Origin of the sequence: Halalkalicoccus sp. NIPERK01 (assembly GCF_030287405.1) — an archaeon.
GTDB lineage: Archaea > Halobacteriota > Halobacteria > Halobacteriales > Halalkalicoccaceae > Halalkalicoccus.
The window spans coordinates 18,675-36,763 of sequence record NZ_JASVVV010000003.1 but is presented as its reverse complement, the minus strand read 5'-3'; the positions used below and the strand labels follow the sequence as shown (position 1 = coordinate 36,763).

The following is an 18,089-nucleotide window of genomic DNA, read 5'->3' as shown; positions in this document are numbered from 1 at the left end:
CTGTAGTGGGGACATGAGCAACACGGAGGGCGAGTTCGGGCTGCTCGATCCCGAGGGCGCGGAGGGCGTCGGCGACGAGTGGGAGGAGATCGACGTCTCGGACACCGAGGCCGACCGCGTCGCCCGAAAACGCGACCGGGAGTTCGACCAGTTCAGAAAGCGCATCAAGGACGCGGACCAGTTCAAGGTCGAGGCGTCGGTGTTCGACGACGCCACCCTGGGGGCGCTCTATCAGCTGGTCCAACACGGCCACATCCGGGCGTTCGGCGGGCCGATCTCGACGGGCAAGGAGGCGAACGTCTACGAGGCGCTGGGCGAGGACGAACAGGTCGCGGTGAAGGTCTACCGGATCAACGCCAGCGACTTCCGGGACATGCGCGAGTACCTCATCGGCGACCCCCGGTTCGAGGAACTCGGCGGCGACAAGAAGCGGGTGGTGCTGGCGTGGACCCGAAAGGAGTACGCCAACTTGGAGCGCGCCCGCAAGGCGGGCGTCAGGGTGCCGACGCCGATCGCCGTCGAGCGAAACGTGCTGGTGATGGAGTACATCGCGACCGACGGCGAGCGCGCGAAGCGGCTCAACGAGGTCAGGATAGAGAACCCCGAAACCGCGTACAACGTCGTCCGGGAGTACATGCACCGGCTCAACGAAGCGGGACTGATCCACGGCGACCTCTCGGAGTACAACATCGTCTTCCACGACGGCCAACTCGTCTTCCTCGACATGGGCCAGGCCGTCACCGTCCACCACCCCAACTCGGAGGCGTTCCTCCGGCGGGACTGTGAGAACGTCGCGAACTTCTTCGCCCGACAGGGCCTCGAAACCGACGCGGACGACCTCTACGCGTTCGTCACCGGCGAGCCGTAGGTCCGGTCGAAGCGACCCGACGCGTCACGAAGCCCCGCTCACCGGTCGCCGAACCGCTCGGGCCACGATTCGAGCGCGCCCGCCGCGGCGGCGGTCGTCGAGCCCGTGTGCAGGATCTGGTAGCCCTCATCGATCTTCTCGGCGACGTCCTCCTCGCCGAAGCCGAGGCCACCGATCGCGACGTCGGCCTCGCGGGCGGCCGAGACGACCGTCTCGACGGCCTCCTCGACCTCGGGGTGGTCGATCTCGCCCGGGTGGCCCGTCGCCACCGCCAGGTCGAGCGGGCCGACGAAGATGAACCCCAGTTCGGGGACGTCGAGGATCTCGTCGATCCGCTCGACGGCCGTCGGCTCCTCGACCGTGACGCCGACCATCGTCTCGCGGTCCTCGACTTCGACGTAGTCCTTCGTCCGGCCCCACCGGCTCGCACGCGGGTTCGCGAAGCCCCGCTTGCCGGGCTCGCCGTCGTACTCGAAGCGGGCCGCCTCGACCGCCGCTCGGACCTCCTCGGCGGATTCGACGTGTGAGACGAACAGGTTTCTCACCCCTGTGTCGAGCGCCTTGCGGATCGTCGCCGGGTCCGGCGAGGGGACCCGGACGAGGAGTTCGGTCCCCGTGAGTTCCGCGGCCCGGAGCAGGCCCGCGAGCGCGTCGGCGTCGCGGGGCGATGGGCCGGCGTGTTCGAGGTCGTGCCAGACGAAGTCGAAGCCCAACTCGCCGTAGATCTCGACCATTTCCGGACTGTAGAGGTCGTCGAGCACCCCCAGCGCGACGCCGCCGTCCTCGACGGTGGCCCGGAGGGAGTTCCGTCGCACGCGGTCGTCGCCGGCGTCGGGATCGGGTGTCATGGTTCGTTCCCACTACGCGTAGGTGGCGGATAAGTGCGGGGACGGTTCGCGCCTCGTGGGCGTCCCGCCTTCGACGGCCCGATGGATCCGTCGAGCGATGGCCGAACGCTTAACCTAACCGAGCTAGTAGCACCTCCATGAACCACGTGAAGATTCCGCAGGACCGCGTCGGCGCGCTCATCGGCGCCGGCGGCGAGACGCTCCGCGAGATCGAGGAGCGCGCGGAGGTCCGCCTCGACGTCGACTCGGAGAACGGGGCGGTGCAGGTCGAGAGCGTCGGCGACCCCGTGACGGGGCTGAAGGGGCCGGAGATCGTCCGGGCGATCGGGCGCGGGTTCGCGCCCGAGGACGCGATGGAACTCCTCGAGGACGACGTGATGCTGTTCGACCTGATCGACATCGACGCCGCCGCCCGCAACAAGAAGGACCTCCAGCGAAAGAAGGGGCGCCTGATCGGCGAGGGCGGGCGCACCCGCCAGATCATGGAGGAACTCTCGGGGGCGAACGTCGTGATCTACGGCTCGACGATGGGCGTCATCGGCCGGCCCGAGCAGGTCTCGATGGTCCGCGAGGCGGCGGAGATGCTCTTAGAAGGTGCGCCACACGGTGCGGCCTACTCCTTCCTGGAGCGCAAACACAACGAGCAGAAGCGCGACGACCTGAGCTACCACCGCTTCCCCGGCGGGGAGTCGGCGTAGCATATAAATCCCGCCACGAACACCTGTCACACCCCAGGTAGGCAGAGGTTCTCACGGTTTCGTTCGACAGGTTCCGGTGCTTTTATATAGAATGGCAAACAATCCCTCTCCTGACCATGGCTCAGCAGATGGGTAACCAGCCCCTCATCGTACTCTCGGACGACAGCCAGCGCACGTCCGGGCGCGACGCACAGTCGATGAACATCACGGCCGGGAAGGCCGTCGCGGAGGCCGTCCGCACCACGCTCGGCCCGAAAGGGATGGACAAGATGCTCGTCGACTCCTCGGGCGGGGTCGTCGTCACGAACGACGGGGTGACCATCCTCAAGGAGATGGACATCGAGCACCCCGCCGCGAACATGATCGTCGAGGTCGCCCAGACCCAGGAGGAGGAGGTCGCCGACGGCACCACCTCCGCGGTCGTCGTCGCGGGCGAACTCCTGAAGCAGGCCGAGGATCTGCTCGAACAGGACATCCACGCGACCACGCTCGCGCAGGGCTACCGACAGGCCGCCGAGAAGGCAAAGGAGGTCCTCGAGGAGATCGCGATCGACGTCGACGAGAGCGACACCGAGATCCTGACCCAGATCGCCGCGACCGCGATGACGGGCAAGGGCGCGGAGAACGCCCGCGACGTCCTCGCGGAGCTCGTCGTCGACGCCGTCCAGTCGGTGGCCGACGACGAGGGCATCGACACCGAGAACGTCAAGATCGAGAAGGTCGTCGGCGGCGCGACCACGGAGTCCGAACTCATCGAGGGCGTCATCGTCGACAAGGAGCGCGTCCACGACAACATGCCCTACTTCGCCGAGGACGCGAAGATCGCGCTGCTCGACGGCGCGCTCGAGGTCAAGGAGACCGAGATCGACGCCGAGGTCAACGTCACCGATCCCGACCAGCTCCAGCAGTTCCTCGACCAGGAGGAATCCCAGCTTGAGGAGATGGTCCAGCACATCAAGGACGTCGGCGCGGACGTCGTCTTCGTCGGCAGCGGCATCGACGATATGGCCCAGCACTTCCTCGCACAGGAGGGCATCATCGCGGTGCGCCGCGCGAAGGACTCGGACCTCTCGCGGCTCGCCCGTGCGACGGGCGGCCACGTCGTCTCGAGCGTCGACGACCTCGAGGAGGACGATCTGGGCTTCGCCGGCTCGGTCGCCCAGAAGGACATCGCCGGCGACCAGCGCATCTTCGTCGAGGACGTCGAGGAGGCGAAATCCGTCACGCTGATCCTGCGGGGCGGCACCGAGCACGTCGTCGACGAGGTCGAGCGCGCCATCGAGGACTCCCTCGGCGTCGTGCGCGTCACCCTCGAGGACGGCAAGGTCCTGCCCGGCGGCGGCGCGCCCGAGGTCGAACTCGCACTCCAGCTCCGTGACTTCGCCGACAGCGTCGGCGGGCGCGAACAGCTCGCGGTCGAGGCCTTCTCGGAGGCCCTCGAGGTCAACCCGCGCACGCTCGCGGAGAACGCCGGTCTCGACAGCATCGACTCGCTGGTCGAACTGCGCAGCCAGCACGACGGCGGCGCGACCGCCGCGGGGCTGGACGCCTACACCGGTGACGTCATCGACATGGAAGCCGAGGGCGTCGTCGAGCCCCTCCGAGTCAAGACGCAGGCCATCGAGTCCGCCACCGAGGCGGCCGTGATGATCCTGCGTATCGACGACGTCATCGCCGCGGGCGACCTCTCCGGCGGGAAGGTCGACGGCGACGACGGCGGCGACGACGAGATGCCCCCGGGCGGCGGTATGGGCGGCATGGGCGGCGGCATGGGTGGCATGGGCGGCATGGGCGGCATGGGCGGCGCGATGTGAGGTAGGCCCGACGCCCACTCCACCATCGACGACCGGAACGACCAAGAACCGACTTCTTCCCGTTTCCGATCGATCAGCGGCGCGGCTCGTCACTCAGAAACAGGCTGTCCTCGTTCTCGCCGAAATAGACGTCGAGCGCCCGCAGTACGCCGACGTAGACCGCACTGGCCAGCAGCACGAACCCGATCAGCCCCCAGAAGATCACGCCGATCATACGCTGACGTACCGCTCGTCCGATATATCCGTCGTGGCCGTTCTGGAACCGATCCGGTAATCAGTTCCGCCCGACCAGCGAGACGGCCACCAGCACGCCGCCGAGCGCCAGAAGCGAGAACGGGAGTCCCGGGACGGCGACGTGGGTCGAACACTCGAGACCGCCATCGGGTGTATAGCGGAGTTCGGTTCCGTCGAGTCCGTACAGCGCCGGCCCGCCCGCCGGTCGATCGACCTCGACGACCGGGACACACTCGGAGAACGGAAGCGGCGGCGACAGCGCGAGCAGAGCGAGCAGTCCCGCGCACGCGAACAACAGCGCGGTGATCCCCGCCTGGAACGCCAGTCCTCTCATGGTTCGGGCGAAGGAACCGGACGGACATGTAGGTGGGGGGCCGGTTGCGAAACGCAACGTTCCGGCGGAAATCGGTTCTACTCCTCGATGTCGAGGGGGAACTGGCGGTTCTCGACGGGGGCGTTCAGCACGACGCTGGTGTTCGATTCGCGGATGTCGGGGTCGACCAGGAGGGACTTGATCCCGTCGTTCATCGCGTCGGTGTCCTCGAACTTCGCGATCGCGATGATGTCGTGATCGCCGGTGACCTCGTAGACGCTGATCATCCGGTCGGACTCCTCGAGGCGGTCGGTCACGTCCGGCAGCGCGTTGCCCTCGACCTTGAGTTGGAGGATCGCGGTGACGTCGTAGCCGAGCATCCCGTAGTCGATCTTCGGGGTGTAGCCGGTGATCGCGCCCTCCTCCTCGAGGTCCGAGAGGTGATTGGAGATGGTCGTCACCGAGACGTCGAGGTCCTCCGCGAGGCTCCGCAGGCTCGCCCGGCCGTCGTCCAGCAGCGCGTTCACCAACTTCGAGTCTAGATTTTCGTACGTCATCGTACTCACACACCCACCCCACGCATTAGAAGTTTACGAATATCCAGTTCTATTTCCGAAACGGAATACTTGCGCAGAGCGATAGTGTTTTGGTGGCAACTGTGTTCAGGGAGAGTGACGAGAACGATGGCAAACGGAAACATTACATCTGAAGAACAATCGGTGCTCGAGCGCATCGACGAGGAGGACGTCAAGTTCCTCCGCCTGCAGTTCACGGACATCACCGGCACGGTCAAGAACGTCGCGATCCCCGCGAGCCAGGCCGAGAAGGCCTTCGACGAGGGGATCTGGTTCGACGGCTCCTCGATCGAGGGATTCGTCCGGATCCAGGAGTCGGACATGCGCCTCGAACCCGACCCGGCGACGTTCGAGGTCCTCCCGTGGCGGTCGAACGGCGACGACGACTACGCCAGCGCGCGCCTGATCTGTGACGTCGTCAACACCGACGGCACCCGCTTTGCGGGCGGCCCGCGTCAGGTCCTCAAGCGCGTCCTCGACAGGGCGAACGACATGGGCTACACCGTCTCGATCGGCCCCGAACCCGAGTTCTTCCTCTTCAAGACCGACGAGGAGGGCAACGCGACGACGGTGCCCCACGACTCGGGCGGGTACTTCGACCTCGCGCCGAAGGACCTCGCGAGCGACGTGCGCCGGGACATCATCTTCGCGCTGGAGGAGATGGGCTTCGAGATCGAAGCCAGCCACCACGAGGTCGCGGAGGGCCAACACGAGATCAACTTCAAGTACGAGGACGCGCTCGCGGCGGCGGACAACATCGCCACGTTCTGCACCGTGGTCCGTGCGGTCGCCGCACAGAACGACCTGCACGCGACGTTCATGCCCAAGCCGATCGCCGAGATCAACGGCTCGGGGATGCACACCCATATCTCGCTGTTCGACGAGGACGGCAACGCCTTCGCCGACGACGACGACGAGTTCAACCTCTCGGAGGTCGCCTACCAGTTCATGGGCGGCATCCTGAACCACGCGGAGGCGTTCGCCGCGGTCACCAACCCGACGGTGAACTCCTACAAGCGCCTCGTCCCCGGCTACGAGGCCCCCGTCTACATCGCGTGGTCGGACGTCAACCGCTCTGCGCTCATCCGCGTGCCCGACGCCGCGGGCGCGAGTTCGCGCTTCGAAGTCCGCAACCCCGACCCGTCGTGTAACCCCTACCTGGCGCTCGCGGCGATCATCGGTTCGGGCCTCCACGGCATCGAGACCAACGCGGACCCCGGCTCCCCAGTGAGGGAAGACATCTACGAGTTCGACGACGCCAAACGCGAGGAGTACGGCATCACGACGCTGCCGCCGGACCTCGAGGCCGCGGTCGACGCGCTCGAAGCCGACGAGGTCGTCACCGACGCGCTCGGCGAGCACGTCACCGGGAAGTTCATCGAGGCCAAACGCGCCGACTACGCCGACTACCGAACCCACGTCAGCAGTTGGGAGATCGAGAAGTACCTCGAGAAGTTCTAGACCGTCTCAGCACGTCTTTTCTCAGTCCCCGCGCCAGTTGCGGATGGCGTCGTTGACCCGGCCGGGGAAGCCGAGCACGCCGAGTCCGGTGCCGACCAGCACCATCAGCACGTACAACCCGAGCGTCGAGAGCCAGAGGACGAGCATGGCGGCGATGGCCCACCCGCCGGTGAGGAAGATGAAGGCCCCGATGGTCATCGCGGTCCCGTACAGCAGGACGAGATACGGCCCCCAGCCGGTGGCGTGACCCCGACGGATCCGCTTTCTGACGTACTTCTTCAGGTCGGATTCGACCGCGTCCTTGTCGACGGTGCGGTCCTCGACGTCGGCCCGAAAGCTGTCGAGGTCCGTTCTCAGGGAACGGATCTCGTCCTGGAGGCCGACGACGTCGGGTGCGGGCCCGCGTTTTCCGGTTCCGGCCTCGTCGTGGGCCGTCCGCGTCGAGTCGGTCGCCTCCTCGGCGTCCGCCCCGATGTCGGGGCTGGGTTCTCGGGGGGAGTCGCTCGCCGCACGCGCCTCCTCCGTCTCCGAGCGCTCGCCCGACAGCGGCCCGGTGGTTTCGCCTGTCTCTTCGCCTCCGTCGTCCGTGTCGTTGTCGCGGGTCATGAGTACTGAGTTGAGTACCGCACCGAGGATGATGAGAACGCCGCCGATGTAGAGCCACGTGAGCAACAGCAGGATCCCGCCGACCACGCCGTAGGCCTCGTACTGGCCGGCGTTCGAGGCGTACAGCCCGAACAGCGAGTGCAGCGCCGCCCAGCCCGTACCGGCGAGGACGGCACCCGGGATCGCGTCGCGGATCGTCAGTTCGTCGACGTCGGGCATGAAGTAGTACATCGGGAGGAAGACGACCGAGAGGGCGACGAGGACGAACAACGGGGTGACGTAGCCGACGAAGGGGATCGCGGGGAGGAGCGCGAAGAGGGTCCCGAGGACGAGCATCCCCACCACCGCCAGCAGGATCGAGAGGAAGACGATCAGCGCGTTGACGATCTGGGCGACGATCGACTTGTCGAGCCCCGAGTCGTAGACGATCGAGAAGGCCGTATCGAGGCCCCGAAAGAGCTTCAGCGCGCTCCACAGCAGGACGACCGAGCCGGCGAGCGTCGCCCCGCCGCGGCCGGCCTCGCCGGTGATCGCCCCCTCGATCGCCTCCTGACCCGCGGGGGCGAGGAAGTCGCTCGTCCGGCCGACGATCTGGTTGGCGAGTTCCTGCCCGCCGATCGCGCTCACGGCGACGAAGCTGAACAGCAACAGCGGGATGAGCGAAACGAACGCGTAGTACGCGATACTCGCCGCCAGGAACGTCGCTTCGTTCTCCTGCACCTCCGCGACGACGTCGCGGCCGACACCGATGGCGCTCCCCATGCGGCGATTCACACCGGGATTGGGACGGGCAGATACAAATACTCGGGGGATGTCATTCGCAAGCCCCCACCACCGCGTCGCGGATCTCCGCGACCGTCGCCCCCGTCTTGAACGCCGTCCCGTGGTAGTGCGCCCGTGAGGCATCGAATCCCGCCTCGCGGAGCGCGTCGAGAAACTCCTCCATCGACTCGGCGGGCCGGCCCCACTCCTTGCAGAGGCGATGCTGGTCGTAGTGCGTCGGGTACTCGAGTTCCCCCCCGAGGGTGTCGACCAACCGGCGGGCGCGCTTCGCGCTGCCCCACCCCTCGTCGATCCCGTCACCCACTCGTTCGGTGAACGCGCGGTCCCGGATTGGCCCGAGCCAGACCGGCCCCGCCGTCAGCACTCGGTTCGAACCACACAGCGGGCAGGCGTCCCACGGGTCGGCGATCAATCCCTCACTGTGCTCGCGATGGAGGCAGTCCTCGCAGTGATCGAGGTAGCCCAACTGCTCGATCGCCTCGTTGCCGTCGGTCGCGCTGTGTTCGAGGTCGAGGTAGGTGCGGACGTAGTGGCGCGTCACGTGGCTGAAGATCGGGACGATCCCGACGTCGTAGCGCGCGGCGGTGCGTGCGAGCGCCGACAGCAGGATCCGCAGGCCCATCTCGGGGTGGTAGTCGGTCTTTCGGGGAACGGCGCCGTACTTCCTGACCCCGCTCTCGAAATGTGCGCCACACAGCGGGGCGGTGTCGGTCGCGGTGACGCAGACGAGGTTGCGGGCGTTGGCGAAGGCGGCGTCCGCGAAGGGGATCGGCGTGCCGTAGGGGTCGAGATCCACGACGTCGAACAGCCCCTCGTGGAGCAGGGCGTTGGCGTCCCGATTCACCACGTCGCCCTCGAGCCCGTTCCGTTCGAGGTTCTCCCGACAGAGCGCGGCGTTCGCCTCCTTGTAATCACACAGCGTCGCCTCCCAGCCGTCGGCGGCGGCCCGCACCCCCCTGATCCCCGAGGCGCTCATCGCGTCGAGATACCGCTCGGCCCGCGGTTCGCGCTCGCGGTACGCCCGGAGGACGGCGATCGTGAGGTCGCGGTTCAGCTCCTGATCGGGGTTGTAAAAGGCCTCGCCCGTCTCGATCCGGACCCCGCCCTCGCGTACGCGCATGGGTGTAGTCGGCGGCGAGCGGGGGAAAAGCCATGCGATCCACACGGGAGAACCGAACCGGTTTAGCCACCCCCTCCCCAAGGGCGGGTGTGTCCGACCCGGTCACGGCCTGGCGGGACGACCTCGCGAGCGCCGGCGCGATCACCGGCCCCGTAGCCGAGCGGATCATCGAGGTCCACGGCGATCGAGGGGTTCGGGCGATCGAGGCCGTCACCGAGGGCCGGGTCAAACGCTACCGGGATTTCACCGTCGTGGTCGGTCACGACGAGGAGTACGTCGTCGAGGGGCGGGGCTGTACGTGCAAGGACAGCGAGTACAACCTCGATCCCGACGATCCGGCCGAGCGCTGCTGGCACGCGCTCGCCGTCCTGATCGCCGAGGCCACGGGACGGGTCGACGAACACGACATGTGGTACTCCGAGGTCCGCAGCTTCCTCTAAAGAAAGCCCTCGGCGGCCCTTGGCAGGGCCGCCTCGCCCTTTTCATTTCCACCAGGACCAGCAAGGCCGCGGCGCGCGATCGCGCGCCGCTTCCGGGAACCAGCCTTTCCCCGCTCCGCTCACGGAGCCGTCGGACGTGACGGCTCCGCTCGCGCCGGCCACCGCACCGCGATTCGGTCCACGGAAGGGAGCGAGCCGAGTAACGACGCAGACGGAACGACAGCACCGGTCGATCCGCACTCGATCTCATAGGGATCATCGTAGAAGTCCAGAGAGTTCCTGCCCGGGGACCGAACCACGGTGTCGGCTCTCGGGAATCGACGTATCCGGATGGCTCCGATACTCCCTCTCAGAGGACGACCGACCACAGCACCACACCGGCGAGAAACGAGACGACGATAGCCAGCGCGATCCCGACTAACCGGGCGCTCGACGGCTCTGCGTCGATATCGACGTGACGGCCGTCGCAGGCGACCTGCACGCCGAACCACACGAGCGACCCGCCGCCGATGACGGCCGCGCCGGCCATCACCCACGCGGTCGCCCCGCCGTCGAGCGACGAGGCATCGAAAACGGCGAGGACGAAGGTGGCCGCCAACAGTACGTAGGCCGCGCCGACGAGGACGTTCCACCCTATCGTCCGCGAGCCCACGTGAATCGACTCTCGCATCCCGCCGACGAGCAGGAGGACCGCGGCGAGGACCATCCCACCCACCGAGGCGACGATGCCGGGATCGGTGAACGCCTCGGCACCGAAGGCGACGACGTAGATACCGACGACCGCGAGCAGGAGAACGCCGAGCCACGGCGCGAACCGCTTTATCATGCTCGGGCTACTGTCGGAACGAAATTATATCTACCGCTCGGCGCAGATCCCGACGAAGTTCCGCAGGATCGAAAGTCCCGTCTCGCCCGACTTCTCGGGGTGGAACTGCGTCCCGAAGACGTTGCCCTCGGCGTTGGCGACGATCGCGGGGAACTCGATCTCGTAGTCGGTGGTGGCGACGATCGTTCGAGAGTCCTCGGGTTCGGCGTAGTACGAGTGGACGAAGTAGGCGTACTCGCCGTCGACGCCCTCGACGAGGGGGTGCTCCCGTTCGACCGAGAGTTCGTTCCAGCCCATGTGGGGCACCTTCTGGCCCTGCGAGAACCGGAGGTTCGTCCCGGGGATCAGGTCCAGCCCCCGGACGTCGCCCTCGCCGTCGTGGGCGGCTTCTTCACTCTCCGTCAGCAGCATCTGCATCCCGAGGCAGATGCCGAAGACGGGTTGGCCCCGCTCGGCCGCTTCGAGGAGCGGTTCGCGGTACGGTCCGGCGTTCTCGACGCCCTCGCGGAACGCGCCCACCCCCGGCAGGACGATCCCGTCGGCCTCGGAGAAGGCACCGGGATCGTCGGTGATCTCGACTGCGGCCCCGGCCCGTTCCAGTCCCCGCGTGACGCTCCGGAGGTTGCCAAGCCCGTAGTCGACGACGACGACCTCCGCGAGCGTCTCGGGCGCCCGCGGGGCCTGCGTGTTCGTGCTCATACGACGGGGTACGTCCCCGTCGGGTAAAGGCGCTTTCCGTCGACGGTTCATACCGTCGATCATAGTCGACGGCGTGTGCCTGCGGTGACGGGCCACCGCGCGAGCGGGTCCCGCCCTGCCGGTAGTCGATGCACGGGAGTATGACCGACGGTATCAAAACGAGTCGAGTCGGGACTGGTCGCCCCCTCCCGCGCCGATCAGCGCCGCCGCCTCCTCGACCGTCGCGTCGAACGTCTCCTCCTGCGAGCGGTCGTACAGCATCGCCGCCGGGTGGACGCTGACGAGGATCTTTCGAGGCGCGTCCCCGATCCGGTGTTCTACGACATCCCCAGCCTCCTTCGTCACCGCGACGTCGCGTTCGAGGAGGTGTTCGGTCGGCACCTTCCCGACGGTCATGATCAGGTCGGGGTCGATCAGTTCGATCTCGCGTTCGAGGTAGCCCCGGCAGTTCTCGAGTTCTTTCTTGCTCGGGTCGCGGTTCTCCGGCGGTCGACAGCGCACGCAGTTGGTGATCCGCACCGCCTCGCGGTCGATGCCGTGATCCCGGAGTTTCTCGTCGAGCTGCGCGCCGCTTCGCCCGACGAACGGCTCGCCCTCCGCGTCCTCCCGTTCGCCCGGGGCCTCCCCGACGATCAGGAGGGCGGCGTCCTCCGGACCCGTTCCGTTGACGATCCGCGAACGCGACTCGACGAGCGCGGGACAGCGCTCGCATTCCGTGACTCGGGGCCCGTCCATGTTCTCCATGGACGGGCTTCGACTGCGGGCTACAAATCCCCTCGGAACCGGTCGGCCGCCCGCGCGGCGAGTCGCGCCACCCTGAGCGGTTCGGGCCGCCCGCCCCCGGGCGTGGTAGCCGAGAGCAGGTCGCGGGCCTCCCCGCGGTCGAGGCCGACGCCCCGCCAGTACAGCGTGTGGCCGTCGAGGTCGAGTTCCCGTCGGGGCGGGAGGCGGTCGTAGAGCGCGAGCCGTCGGGCGAGTTCCTCGCCCGAAAAGGCCTCCCGGAGGGGGGCTTCGAGACCCGCGCTCTCCTCGAAGCTCACCGCACAGACGGGCCTGTCGACGACCGTCGCCAGTTCACGCAGATCGAGAAGGTTGTACCACGCGGGGGCGATCCCCGCTACCAAAAGGTACCGGACGTCCTCGCGGTCCAGTTCGGAGAACAGTTCGGCGACGGCAGCGGTTCCATCGAGTCCGCCGACGGTGAGCGACCCGAAGGCGAAGCCGTCGACGCTCCGGTCGGGCCGAACGACCGCCCCGGCCAGCGTGCTCGGCTCACCCGGGGATCGGTCGCCGCGATAGGACTCGGCAACGCCCAGCACCCGGGTTCCGGCTTTCACTCCTCTTTGATCTCTTCGAGCTGGGAGAGGAGTTCGTCGTTCGACGCGCCGTTGTCGAACGTGATCGCACCGTCGTGGGTGTTCTCGTTCGTGTCGACACCGCCGTCGTTCTCGAAGTCGGTGTCGTAGTCCTGATTCTCCTGTTCGGATTCATCGTAGCTCCCGAAGCCCATACACGAGGAAACAGTGGAGCCAGCCACTAAAAATCCACGGCGCCCGGTTTTATGCGAGCGCCACCCGAGACGCCGATATGGACGTGTACAACCTGACCGCCGAGGCGGAGACGTTCACCTGTAACGTCTTTCTCGTCACCGGCGAGGAGACGACGCTCGTCGACGCCGGCGCCATGCCGGGGGTCGTCGACGCCATCGAGGAGCACGTCGACGACCTCGATCGCGTGGTACTGACCCACCAGCACGGCGACCACGTCGAGCGACTCGACGCCGTCATGGAGGCGTTCGATCCCGCGCTCTACGCCTACGCCGACCATCCCCGGCGAACCCACGAACTGGCCGACGGCGACACCCTCGCGATCGGCGAGGAGACCTGCGAGGCGATCCACTCGCCGGGTCACGCCGACGACCACCTCGCGTTCGTGAGCGAGACGACGATCTACAGCGGCGACGTCGTGGTCCACGACGACGGCGCGTTCGAGGGCGGTAGCTTCGGGCGGACGGACATGGCCGGCCAGTCGCGCGAGGAACTGATCGGGAGCATCCGCCGGATCCTCGACCGACTCCCCGACGGCGTCGAACACATGTACGCGGGCCACGGCGGGGAGTTCCACGGCGACGTCCGCGGCGTGGTCGAGACGGCGCTCGAACGCGCCGAACGCCGGGAACCCAAGTACCCCGAGGGCTAGTCGAACCCGGCCCAGACCTCGTTTACCGTCCCGATGACGCGTTCGACCTGCTCGGCGTCGAGGCGGGCGTGGATCGGGAGGTTGATCACCCGCCCGGAGGCGCGGTAGGCGTTCGGACACTCCCCGGGCGGGCCGAGGACGTACGAGTAGGACTTCGAACAGCCGATCCCGCGGCGCTGGAGGGCGTTCGCCATCGGCTCGCGCCGAGAGCGTGGCACCTGGATCGGGTACCGGAAGTAGGCGTGGTCCTCGGCGGCCGGGGGGCGCTCGATGGCGTCGACGAGGCCGCGCCGATAGCGCTCGGCGTGTCGGCGTCTGGTCTCGACGGCGCTCGACAGCTCCCGGAACTGCGCGGCCAACATCGCGTGCTGGCGGTCGGTGAAGCGCCGGGGGGTCACGTCGTCCAGGAAACCCGCGCTCGTCCGGAAGTACGGGTCGAGCACCGTCGACCGGAGCGCGCTGTAGACCGGCCCCGGCAGGCTCCGCATGGCGGTCTCGCCGACCGCGACCCCACAGAGGGCGGCGACGGTGCGCAGGTCGGACTGCGGGGGAGCCATCCGGGCCGGATCGGCCCCCAGCAACAGCCCACCCTTGTAGATCGTCGCCTCCTTCGTGAACCGGAAGCTGAACAGGCAGTAGTCGCTGTACTCGCCGATCGCCCCGTTCACGTGCATCGCCCCGAGCGCGTGGGCCGCGTCCTCGATCACCGCCAGGTCGTGTTCGGCGGCGAGTTCCGCGACCCGCTCCATGTCGCAGGGCTCGCCGAAGAGGTGGGTCGGGACGATCGCCCTCGTTCGGTCGGTGATCCGTTCTTCGGCGCGGTCGAGGTCCATCGTGTAGCCCGTCCCGACGTCGACGTGGATCGGCGTGGCGACGCTCTCGACGACCCGGTCGACCGAGAGGTCCGAGTACGAGGGGGTGAGGACCTCGTCGTCGGGGCCGAGCCCCGCGTCGCGGAGCGCGTACGCCAGCGCCGCCCGCCCCGAGGGGAACCCGGCCCACCGATCGAAGCGGGTCCGTTCGAGCAACCGGGCGGGGAAGGGCGACCCCGTCGCCGGGAACAGGACGTCGTACAGGTCGGCCGAAACGCTCTCCGTCATCGCGAACATGTCTGATCCTCGAAATACCTCCCGGCAGAGTAGTACCGGATCAATAATATACTTACTGATACGTGCGTTCGGCGATACGGCCGGGGTGCCGGGTGGCCTTTTATCCGGTCGGGCGTCGAACGGCGGGTATGGAGATCACGGACGCCACCCCCGAGGACGCAGAGACCATCAGGGACGTCGCCGGACGCTCGATGGAGGCCTCCTACGCGGTCAGCCCCGACACGCTGGAGGCGATCCTGAACGAGCAGTTCGATCCCGACCGCCTGAGCGACGCCATCGACTCGGAGGGGAGCGTGCTGCTCGTCGCACGCGAGGACGGCGAGGTCGGCGGCTTCGTCGAGGCCGAGATCGACGACGGGACGGGGACGCTGACGTGGCTCCACGTCGCCACCGAGTTCCGCGGGATGGGCATGGGGTCGGGGCTGTTCGAGGCCGCCCGCGAACGCCTCCACGACGAGGGCGTCTCGAGCGTCCGCGCGCGCGAACTGGCCGACAACGCCGAGGGCCAGGGCTTTTTCGAGTACTTCGGCTTCGAGAAGGCGGACCAACAGCGCATCGAGATCGCGGGCGAGGACCTCGTCGTCGAGATCTACGCCGAGAGCGAGTCCGAGGTCGCCGGCGAGGACGAGACCGACAGCGCGCCCCAGGAGACCGTCGAGACCGACGACGGGACCGTCTACGTCGATCGGAGCGAGGAACTCGCCGGCGAGGACGGCCCCTTCTTCGTCGCCTACTCCGACGAGAGCTACGAGGACCCCTACGGCTACTACTGCGGCAACTGCGAGTCGCTGGTCGAGGCCGTCGACAGCATGGACCGTATCGAGTGTGGCACCTGTGGCAACCTGAACAAACCCGACGAGTGGGACGGCGGCTACCTCTGAGCGGCCGGTCCCGCCGTCGAGCCGCTGACCCACGAAACCCGGCAAGCGCAAGCATCGGACTCTCGTCGCCGTGCGACCACCCGTTCGATGGACGCGAGACTACACGGGAGTAGCGAATCGCGTCCCGCCCGGGATCGGTGTGAAGTGCCTCTGACAGCGTCACTCGCTCCCGGCGAACTTCTCCGGCGACCGGCACCGATCGGCAGTCACCCCACTACATCCCACACTCGGATCGCTATATACCATCCGTGTCGGATCGTTGTTCGATTATGCGGAGCGTCCGGTCGTCGACGTGTCGCCGTTGCACGACCTGGAGGCTGTAGAAACTCCTATCTAATCTAAGGCCTTTTGGCATACTATGGCGACGATCACGGATTTCCAGGTCCCTATAGAGCAGTTCGCGCTGGCAGACACCTTCGCTCGGATCCCCGATCTCTACGTCGAGATCGAACGGTTCGCCGCCCAGGAGTCCGCGTCGGCGATCCCGTTCGTCTGGGTCACGTCCGACGATTTCGAGGCGTTCGAGGCGGCGCTCTCGGATGACCCCTCGGTCGATAGCTACACAGCGCTCGCGGAGTTCGACGACGAGCGCTTCTATCGCATGAACTGGGTCGACGAGGTCGAACTCGTCGTCCACCTCCTGCTCGAGGAAGAGGGCGCGATCACGCAGGCGCGCTCAAACGGCGACACGTGGAGCCTGCAGGTCATGTTCCCCGATCACGACTCGCTGTCTCGGACCTACGAGTTCTGCGAGGAGAACGGGTTGGCGCTCACGGTCGACTCGATCTACAGGCTCGACAACGAGGACAAAACCCAGTTCGGCCTGACCGAATCGCAGTATCGGACCCTCGCGGAGGCCAAGGACATGGGCTACTACGACGTGCCACGCGAGGCGACGATGTCGGAACTCGCGGACAGCCTCGACGTCTCCCATCAGGCGCTGTCCGAGCGCCTCCGACGGGCCCACGGGAACCTGGTCGACCGGGCGCTCTCCGCGTCGAACGCGAAACAGGAGGAGCGCGGGGAACGACAGTCGGTCCGAAAGCCCGACTGACGACGCGCTACCAGTCGACGCTCAGGGTGCCGTCGCCGTGGGGGTTCGGCGCGATCTCCTCGTCCGTGCGCCGGTCGACGACGTGGATCACGCCCCGGTCCTTCTTCGCGGGACAGAGTTCGGCCGCCCGGACGTTCTCCTCTAACTCCTCCTCGGTGATGAAATAGGAGCGGGGTTTCGCGATCCCCGTCTCGAAGTCGAGTTCCCAGTTTCGCGACGCTTCGGCGCACTTCCCCGCTCCAAAACACTTGTTCGCCTCGAAGACGATCTTGTAGGGTTTCTCCTCGACCGGCGGGGCGTCCGACTCGCCGATCTCGCTCGGACGAGGGGTCGAATCGCTCATATCCGGAAGAGGGGACGGACGGGCTTTCGGGTTACGGTTTCGGGGCCGGTAGCGATATGCTGGTCCGTAGAGAATTTCGGATATGTCGCTCGTGCTCGCGGTCGTCCTCTGGATCAGCGGGTTCGCGACGATCGGACTCGGGCTGCTGATCCGCGACGGCCATCCCGAACTGATCTCGGGCTACGATCCCGAAACCGTGAGCGATCCAGAGGGACTGACGGCCTTCGTCGGCCGGTGGACGGTCGTACTGGGAATCGTCCTCGTCGCGAGCGGATTCGTCCCCGAGGCCCGCTGGGAGGGGCCGTTCGCCGCCGTGTTCGTCGGGCTGACGCTTGCGATTTCGGTGTGGATGCTCGTCGGCGCGCGTCGGTACGCGTAGTTACTCGCGCTCGACCGTGACCGACTCGATCTCGATGGTCGTCGTCGGCTTGTCCTGCCCGTCGGTCTCGACGCTCCCGATCGCCTCGACGACGTCCATTCCCTCGACGACCTCCCCGAAGACGGCGTGGCGGTCGTCGAGGTGCGGCGTCGGGGCGAGCGTGATGAAGAACTGCGAGCCGTTGGTGTTGGGACCGCTGTTGGCCATCGAGACCGTCCCCGCCGAGTCGTGGCGCAGCTCGTCGTGGAACTCGTCGTCGAAACTGTAGCCGGGGCCGCCCCGACCCGTTCCGGTGGGGTCGCCGGTCTGGATCATGAACTCGTCGATCACGCGGTGGAACTCGACGCCGTTGTACAGGCCGTCGCCCCGAACCTCGCCGGATTCGGGGTCCTCCCACGTCGTGGTATCGGGCGCGGGCTCGTCGTTCGCGGCCGGGTCGTGTTCCGCGAGGTTGAGGAAGTTCTCGACCGTTCGGGGCGCGCGCTCGTCGAACAGTTCGATCTCGATGTCGCCTTTCGTCGTGTGCAGCGTCGCGGTAGCCATGGCTGGTCAGTCGTCGAGGCCGCGTAAAACGCTGGTGATCGCCGCTCAACTCGGACGCGGCGGGTTCAGCGCGACCGCGTCCGCGACGGCCAGCGCGCCGACGAGGGCGGCCCCGACGAGCGCCGTTTGGACGCCGATCGCGAGCGCGTTGCTCGCGACGAACGCCAGCAGGAACGCCGCCGGGATCGCCCACAGCACGAGGTCGTACCGCGAGAGCGAGGCGAGGACCATGAACCGTTCGATCGAACACCACGTCCGTTGGTGATGTGTCTGCCGGGTCATCGAACTCACCCCGT

General features: G+C 67.3%; 24 protein-coding genes. 9 read left to right on the top strand and 15 right to left on the bottom strand.

Annotated features, from left to right (window positions below):
* Positions 1–13: 13 nt before the first annotated feature.
* A complete protein-coding gene (gene rio1 / locus QRT08_RS09545; RefSeq protein WP_286045716.1) occupies positions 14–868 on the top strand; it encodes a serine/threonine-protein kinase Rio1 in 855 nt (284 codons plus the stop codon).
* A gap of 38 nt (positions 869–906) precedes the next feature.
* On the opposite strand, the gene QRT08_RS09540 is transcribed toward rio1, so the two are convergent.
* The gene (locus QRT08_RS09540; RefSeq protein WP_286045715.1) at positions 907–1,716 is read right to left on the bottom strand and encodes an HpcH/HpaI aldolase family protein; all 810 of its coding nucleotides are present in this window, start codon (positions 1,714–1,716) and stop codon (positions 907–909) included.
* 137 nt (positions 1,717–1,853) lie between these two features.
* On the opposite strand from QRT08_RS09540, the gene QRT08_RS09535 reads away from it, so the two are divergent.
* The gene (locus QRT08_RS09535) at positions 1,854–2,414 is read left to right on the top strand and encodes a KH domain-containing protein (protein ID WP_286045714.1); all 561 of its coding nucleotides are present in this window, start codon (positions 1,854–1,856) and stop codon (positions 2,412–2,414) included.
* A 128-nt stretch (positions 2,415–2,542) separates the two neighbouring features.
* Positions 2,543–4,228 carry a thermosome subunit alpha gene (thsA, locus tag QRT08_RS09530; RefSeq protein WP_286046226.1) on the top strand — a complete coding sequence of 562 codons (1,686 nt, stop codon included), beginning with the start codon at positions 2,543–2,545 and terminating at the stop codon, positions 4,226–4,228.
* A 73-nt stretch (positions 4,229–4,301) separates the two neighbouring features.
* Here the strand turns inward: thsA and QRT08_RS09525 are convergent, their stop codons facing one another.
* The 3 genes from QRT08_RS09525 to lrp all read right to left on the bottom strand — a co-directional run bounded on the left by QRT08_RS09525 (position 4,302) and on the right by lrp (position 5,332).
* On the bottom strand, positions 4,302–4,442 hold the full coding sequence (locus QRT08_RS09525) for a hypothetical protein (protein ID WP_286045713.1): 141 nt from the start codon (positions 4,440–4,442) through the stop codon (positions 4,302–4,304).
* 60 nt (positions 4,443–4,502) lie between these two features.
* Positions 4,503–4,796, bottom strand: coding sequence for a hypothetical protein (locus QRT08_RS09520; RefSeq protein WP_286045712.1), 294 nt, complete (start codon positions 4,794–4,796; stop codon positions 4,503–4,505).
* A 77-nt stretch (positions 4,797–4,873) separates the two neighbouring features.
* Entirely contained in the window at positions 4,874–5,332 is a 459-nt protein-coding gene (lrp, locus tag QRT08_RS09515) for an HTH-type transcriptional regulator Lrp (RefSeq protein WP_286045711.1), read from the bottom strand.
* Positions 5,333–5,458: 126 nt separating this feature from the next.
* On the opposite strand from lrp, the gene glnA reads away from it, so the two are divergent.
* Entirely contained in the window at positions 5,459–6,811 is a 1,353-nt protein-coding gene (gene glnA, locus QRT08_RS09510) for a type I glutamate--ammonia ligase (RefSeq protein WP_286045710.1), read from the top strand.
* Between the two features lie 21 nt (positions 6,812–6,832).
* On the opposite strand, the gene QRT08_RS09505 is transcribed toward glnA, so the two are convergent.
* A complete protein-coding gene (locus QRT08_RS09505; protein ID WP_286045709.1) occupies positions 6,833–8,191 on the bottom strand; it encodes a YihY/virulence factor BrkB family protein in 1,359 nt (452 codons plus the stop codon).
* A gap of 40 nt (positions 8,192–8,231) precedes the next feature.
* Positions 8,232–9,320 (bottom strand): tRNA (guanine(26)-N(2))-dimethyltransferase, encoded by a 1,089-nt coding sequence (locus QRT08_RS09500; RefSeq protein WP_286045708.1) that lies wholly within the window; start codon positions 9,318–9,320, stop codon positions 8,232–8,234.
* 32 nt (positions 9,321–9,352) lie between these two features.
* Here QRT08_RS09500 and QRT08_RS09495 point away from each other — a divergent pair, with 32 nt between their 5' ends.
* Positions 9,353–9,760, top strand: coding sequence for a hypothetical protein (locus QRT08_RS09495; protein WP_483299944.1), 408 nt, complete (start codon positions 9,353–9,355; stop codon positions 9,758–9,760).
* Between the two features lie 349 nt (positions 9,761–10,109).
* Here QRT08_RS09495 and QRT08_RS09490 read toward each other — a convergent pair whose 3' ends face one another.
* The 5 genes from QRT08_RS09490 to QRT08_RS09470 all read right to left on the bottom strand — a co-directional run bounded on the left by QRT08_RS09490 (position 10,110) and on the right by QRT08_RS09470 (position 12,795).
* The gene (locus QRT08_RS09490) at positions 10,110–10,586 is read right to left on the bottom strand and encodes a DUF7994 family protein (protein ID WP_286045707.1); all 477 of its coding nucleotides are present in this window, start codon (positions 10,584–10,586) and stop codon (positions 10,110–10,112) included.
* A gap of 30 nt (positions 10,587–10,616) precedes the next feature.
* Positions 10,617–11,285, bottom strand: a complete 669-nt coding sequence (gene hisH, locus QRT08_RS09485) for an imidazole glycerol phosphate synthase subunit HisH (protein ID WP_286045706.1) — start codon at positions 11,283–11,285, stop codon at positions 10,617–10,619.
* Positions 11,286–11,438: 153 nt separating this feature from the next.
* The gene (locus QRT08_RS09480) at positions 11,439–12,029 is read right to left on the bottom strand and encodes a uracil-DNA glycosylase (RefSeq protein WP_286045705.1); all 591 of its coding nucleotides are present in this window, start codon (positions 12,027–12,029) and stop codon (positions 11,439–11,441) included.
* Between the two features lie 20 nt (positions 12,030–12,049).
* Positions 12,050–12,622 carry an endonuclease dU gene (locus tag QRT08_RS09475; RefSeq protein ID WP_286045704.1) on the bottom strand — a complete coding sequence of 191 codons (573 nt, stop codon included), beginning with the start codon at positions 12,620–12,622 and terminating at the stop codon, positions 12,050–12,052.
* Positions 12,619–12,795, bottom strand: coding sequence for a DUF5786 family protein (locus QRT08_RS09470; RefSeq protein WP_286046224.1), 177 nt, complete (start codon positions 12,793–12,795; stop codon positions 12,619–12,621). Before QRT08_RS09470 ends, QRT08_RS09475 begins: the two co-directional genes overlap by 4 nt.
* Positions 12,796–12,872: 77 nt before the next feature.
* On the opposite strand from QRT08_RS09470, the gene QRT08_RS09465 reads away from it, so the two are divergent.
* Entirely contained in the window at positions 12,873–13,484 is a 612-nt protein-coding gene (locus tag QRT08_RS09465; RefSeq protein ID WP_286045703.1) for an MBL fold metallo-hydrolase, read from the top strand.
* Here QRT08_RS09465 and QRT08_RS09460 read toward each other — a convergent pair.
* Entirely contained in the window at positions 13,481–14,593 is a 1,113-nt protein-coding gene (locus tag QRT08_RS09460) for a DegT/DnrJ/EryC1/StrS family aminotransferase (protein ID WP_286045702.1), read from the bottom strand. The two genes, QRT08_RS09465 and QRT08_RS09460, sit on opposite strands and share 4 nt — an antisense overlap.
* Before the next feature lie 128 nt (positions 14,594–14,721).
* Between QRT08_RS09460 and QRT08_RS09455 the strand changes: the two genes are divergently transcribed.
* Positions 14,722–15,474 carry a GNAT family N-acetyltransferase gene (locus QRT08_RS09455; protein ID WP_286045701.1) on the top strand — a complete coding sequence of 251 codons (753 nt, stop codon included), beginning with the start codon at positions 14,722–14,724 and terminating at the stop codon, positions 15,472–15,474.
* A gap of 358 nt (positions 15,475–15,832) precedes the next feature.
* On the top strand, positions 15,833–16,528 hold the full coding sequence (locus QRT08_RS09450) for a helix-turn-helix domain-containing protein (protein ID WP_286045700.1): 696 nt from the start codon (positions 15,833–15,835) through the stop codon (positions 16,526–16,528).
* A 7-nt stretch (positions 16,529–16,535) separates the two neighbouring features.
* Here the strand turns inward: QRT08_RS09450 and QRT08_RS09445 are convergent, their stop codons facing one another.
* Positions 16,536–16,871, bottom strand: a complete 336-nt coding sequence (locus QRT08_RS09445) for a ferredoxin (protein ID WP_286045699.1) — start codon at positions 16,869–16,871, stop codon at positions 16,536–16,538.
* Positions 16,872–16,953: 82 nt separating this feature from the next.
* Here QRT08_RS09445 and QRT08_RS09440 point away from each other — a divergent pair, with 82 nt between their 5' ends.
* Positions 16,954–17,250 carry a DUF3784 domain-containing protein gene (locus QRT08_RS09440; protein ID WP_286045698.1) on the top strand — a complete coding sequence of 99 codons (297 nt, stop codon included), beginning with the start codon at positions 16,954–16,956 and terminating at the stop codon, positions 17,248–17,250.
* On the opposite strand, the gene QRT08_RS09435 is transcribed toward QRT08_RS09440, so the two are convergent.
* Together QRT08_RS09435 and QRT08_RS09430 are read right to left on the bottom strand one after the other, a co-directional pair.
* A complete protein-coding gene (locus QRT08_RS09435) occupies positions 17,251–17,793 on the bottom strand; it encodes a peptidylprolyl isomerase (RefSeq protein ID WP_286045697.1) in 543 nt (180 codons plus the stop codon).
* Positions 17,794–17,838: 45 nt separating this feature from the next.
* Positions 17,839–18,075 carry a DUF8015 family protein gene (locus QRT08_RS09430; RefSeq protein WP_286045696.1) on the bottom strand — a complete coding sequence of 79 codons (237 nt, stop codon included), beginning with the start codon at positions 18,073–18,075 and terminating at the stop codon, positions 17,839–17,841.
* Positions 18,076–18,089: the final 14 nt, after the last annotated feature.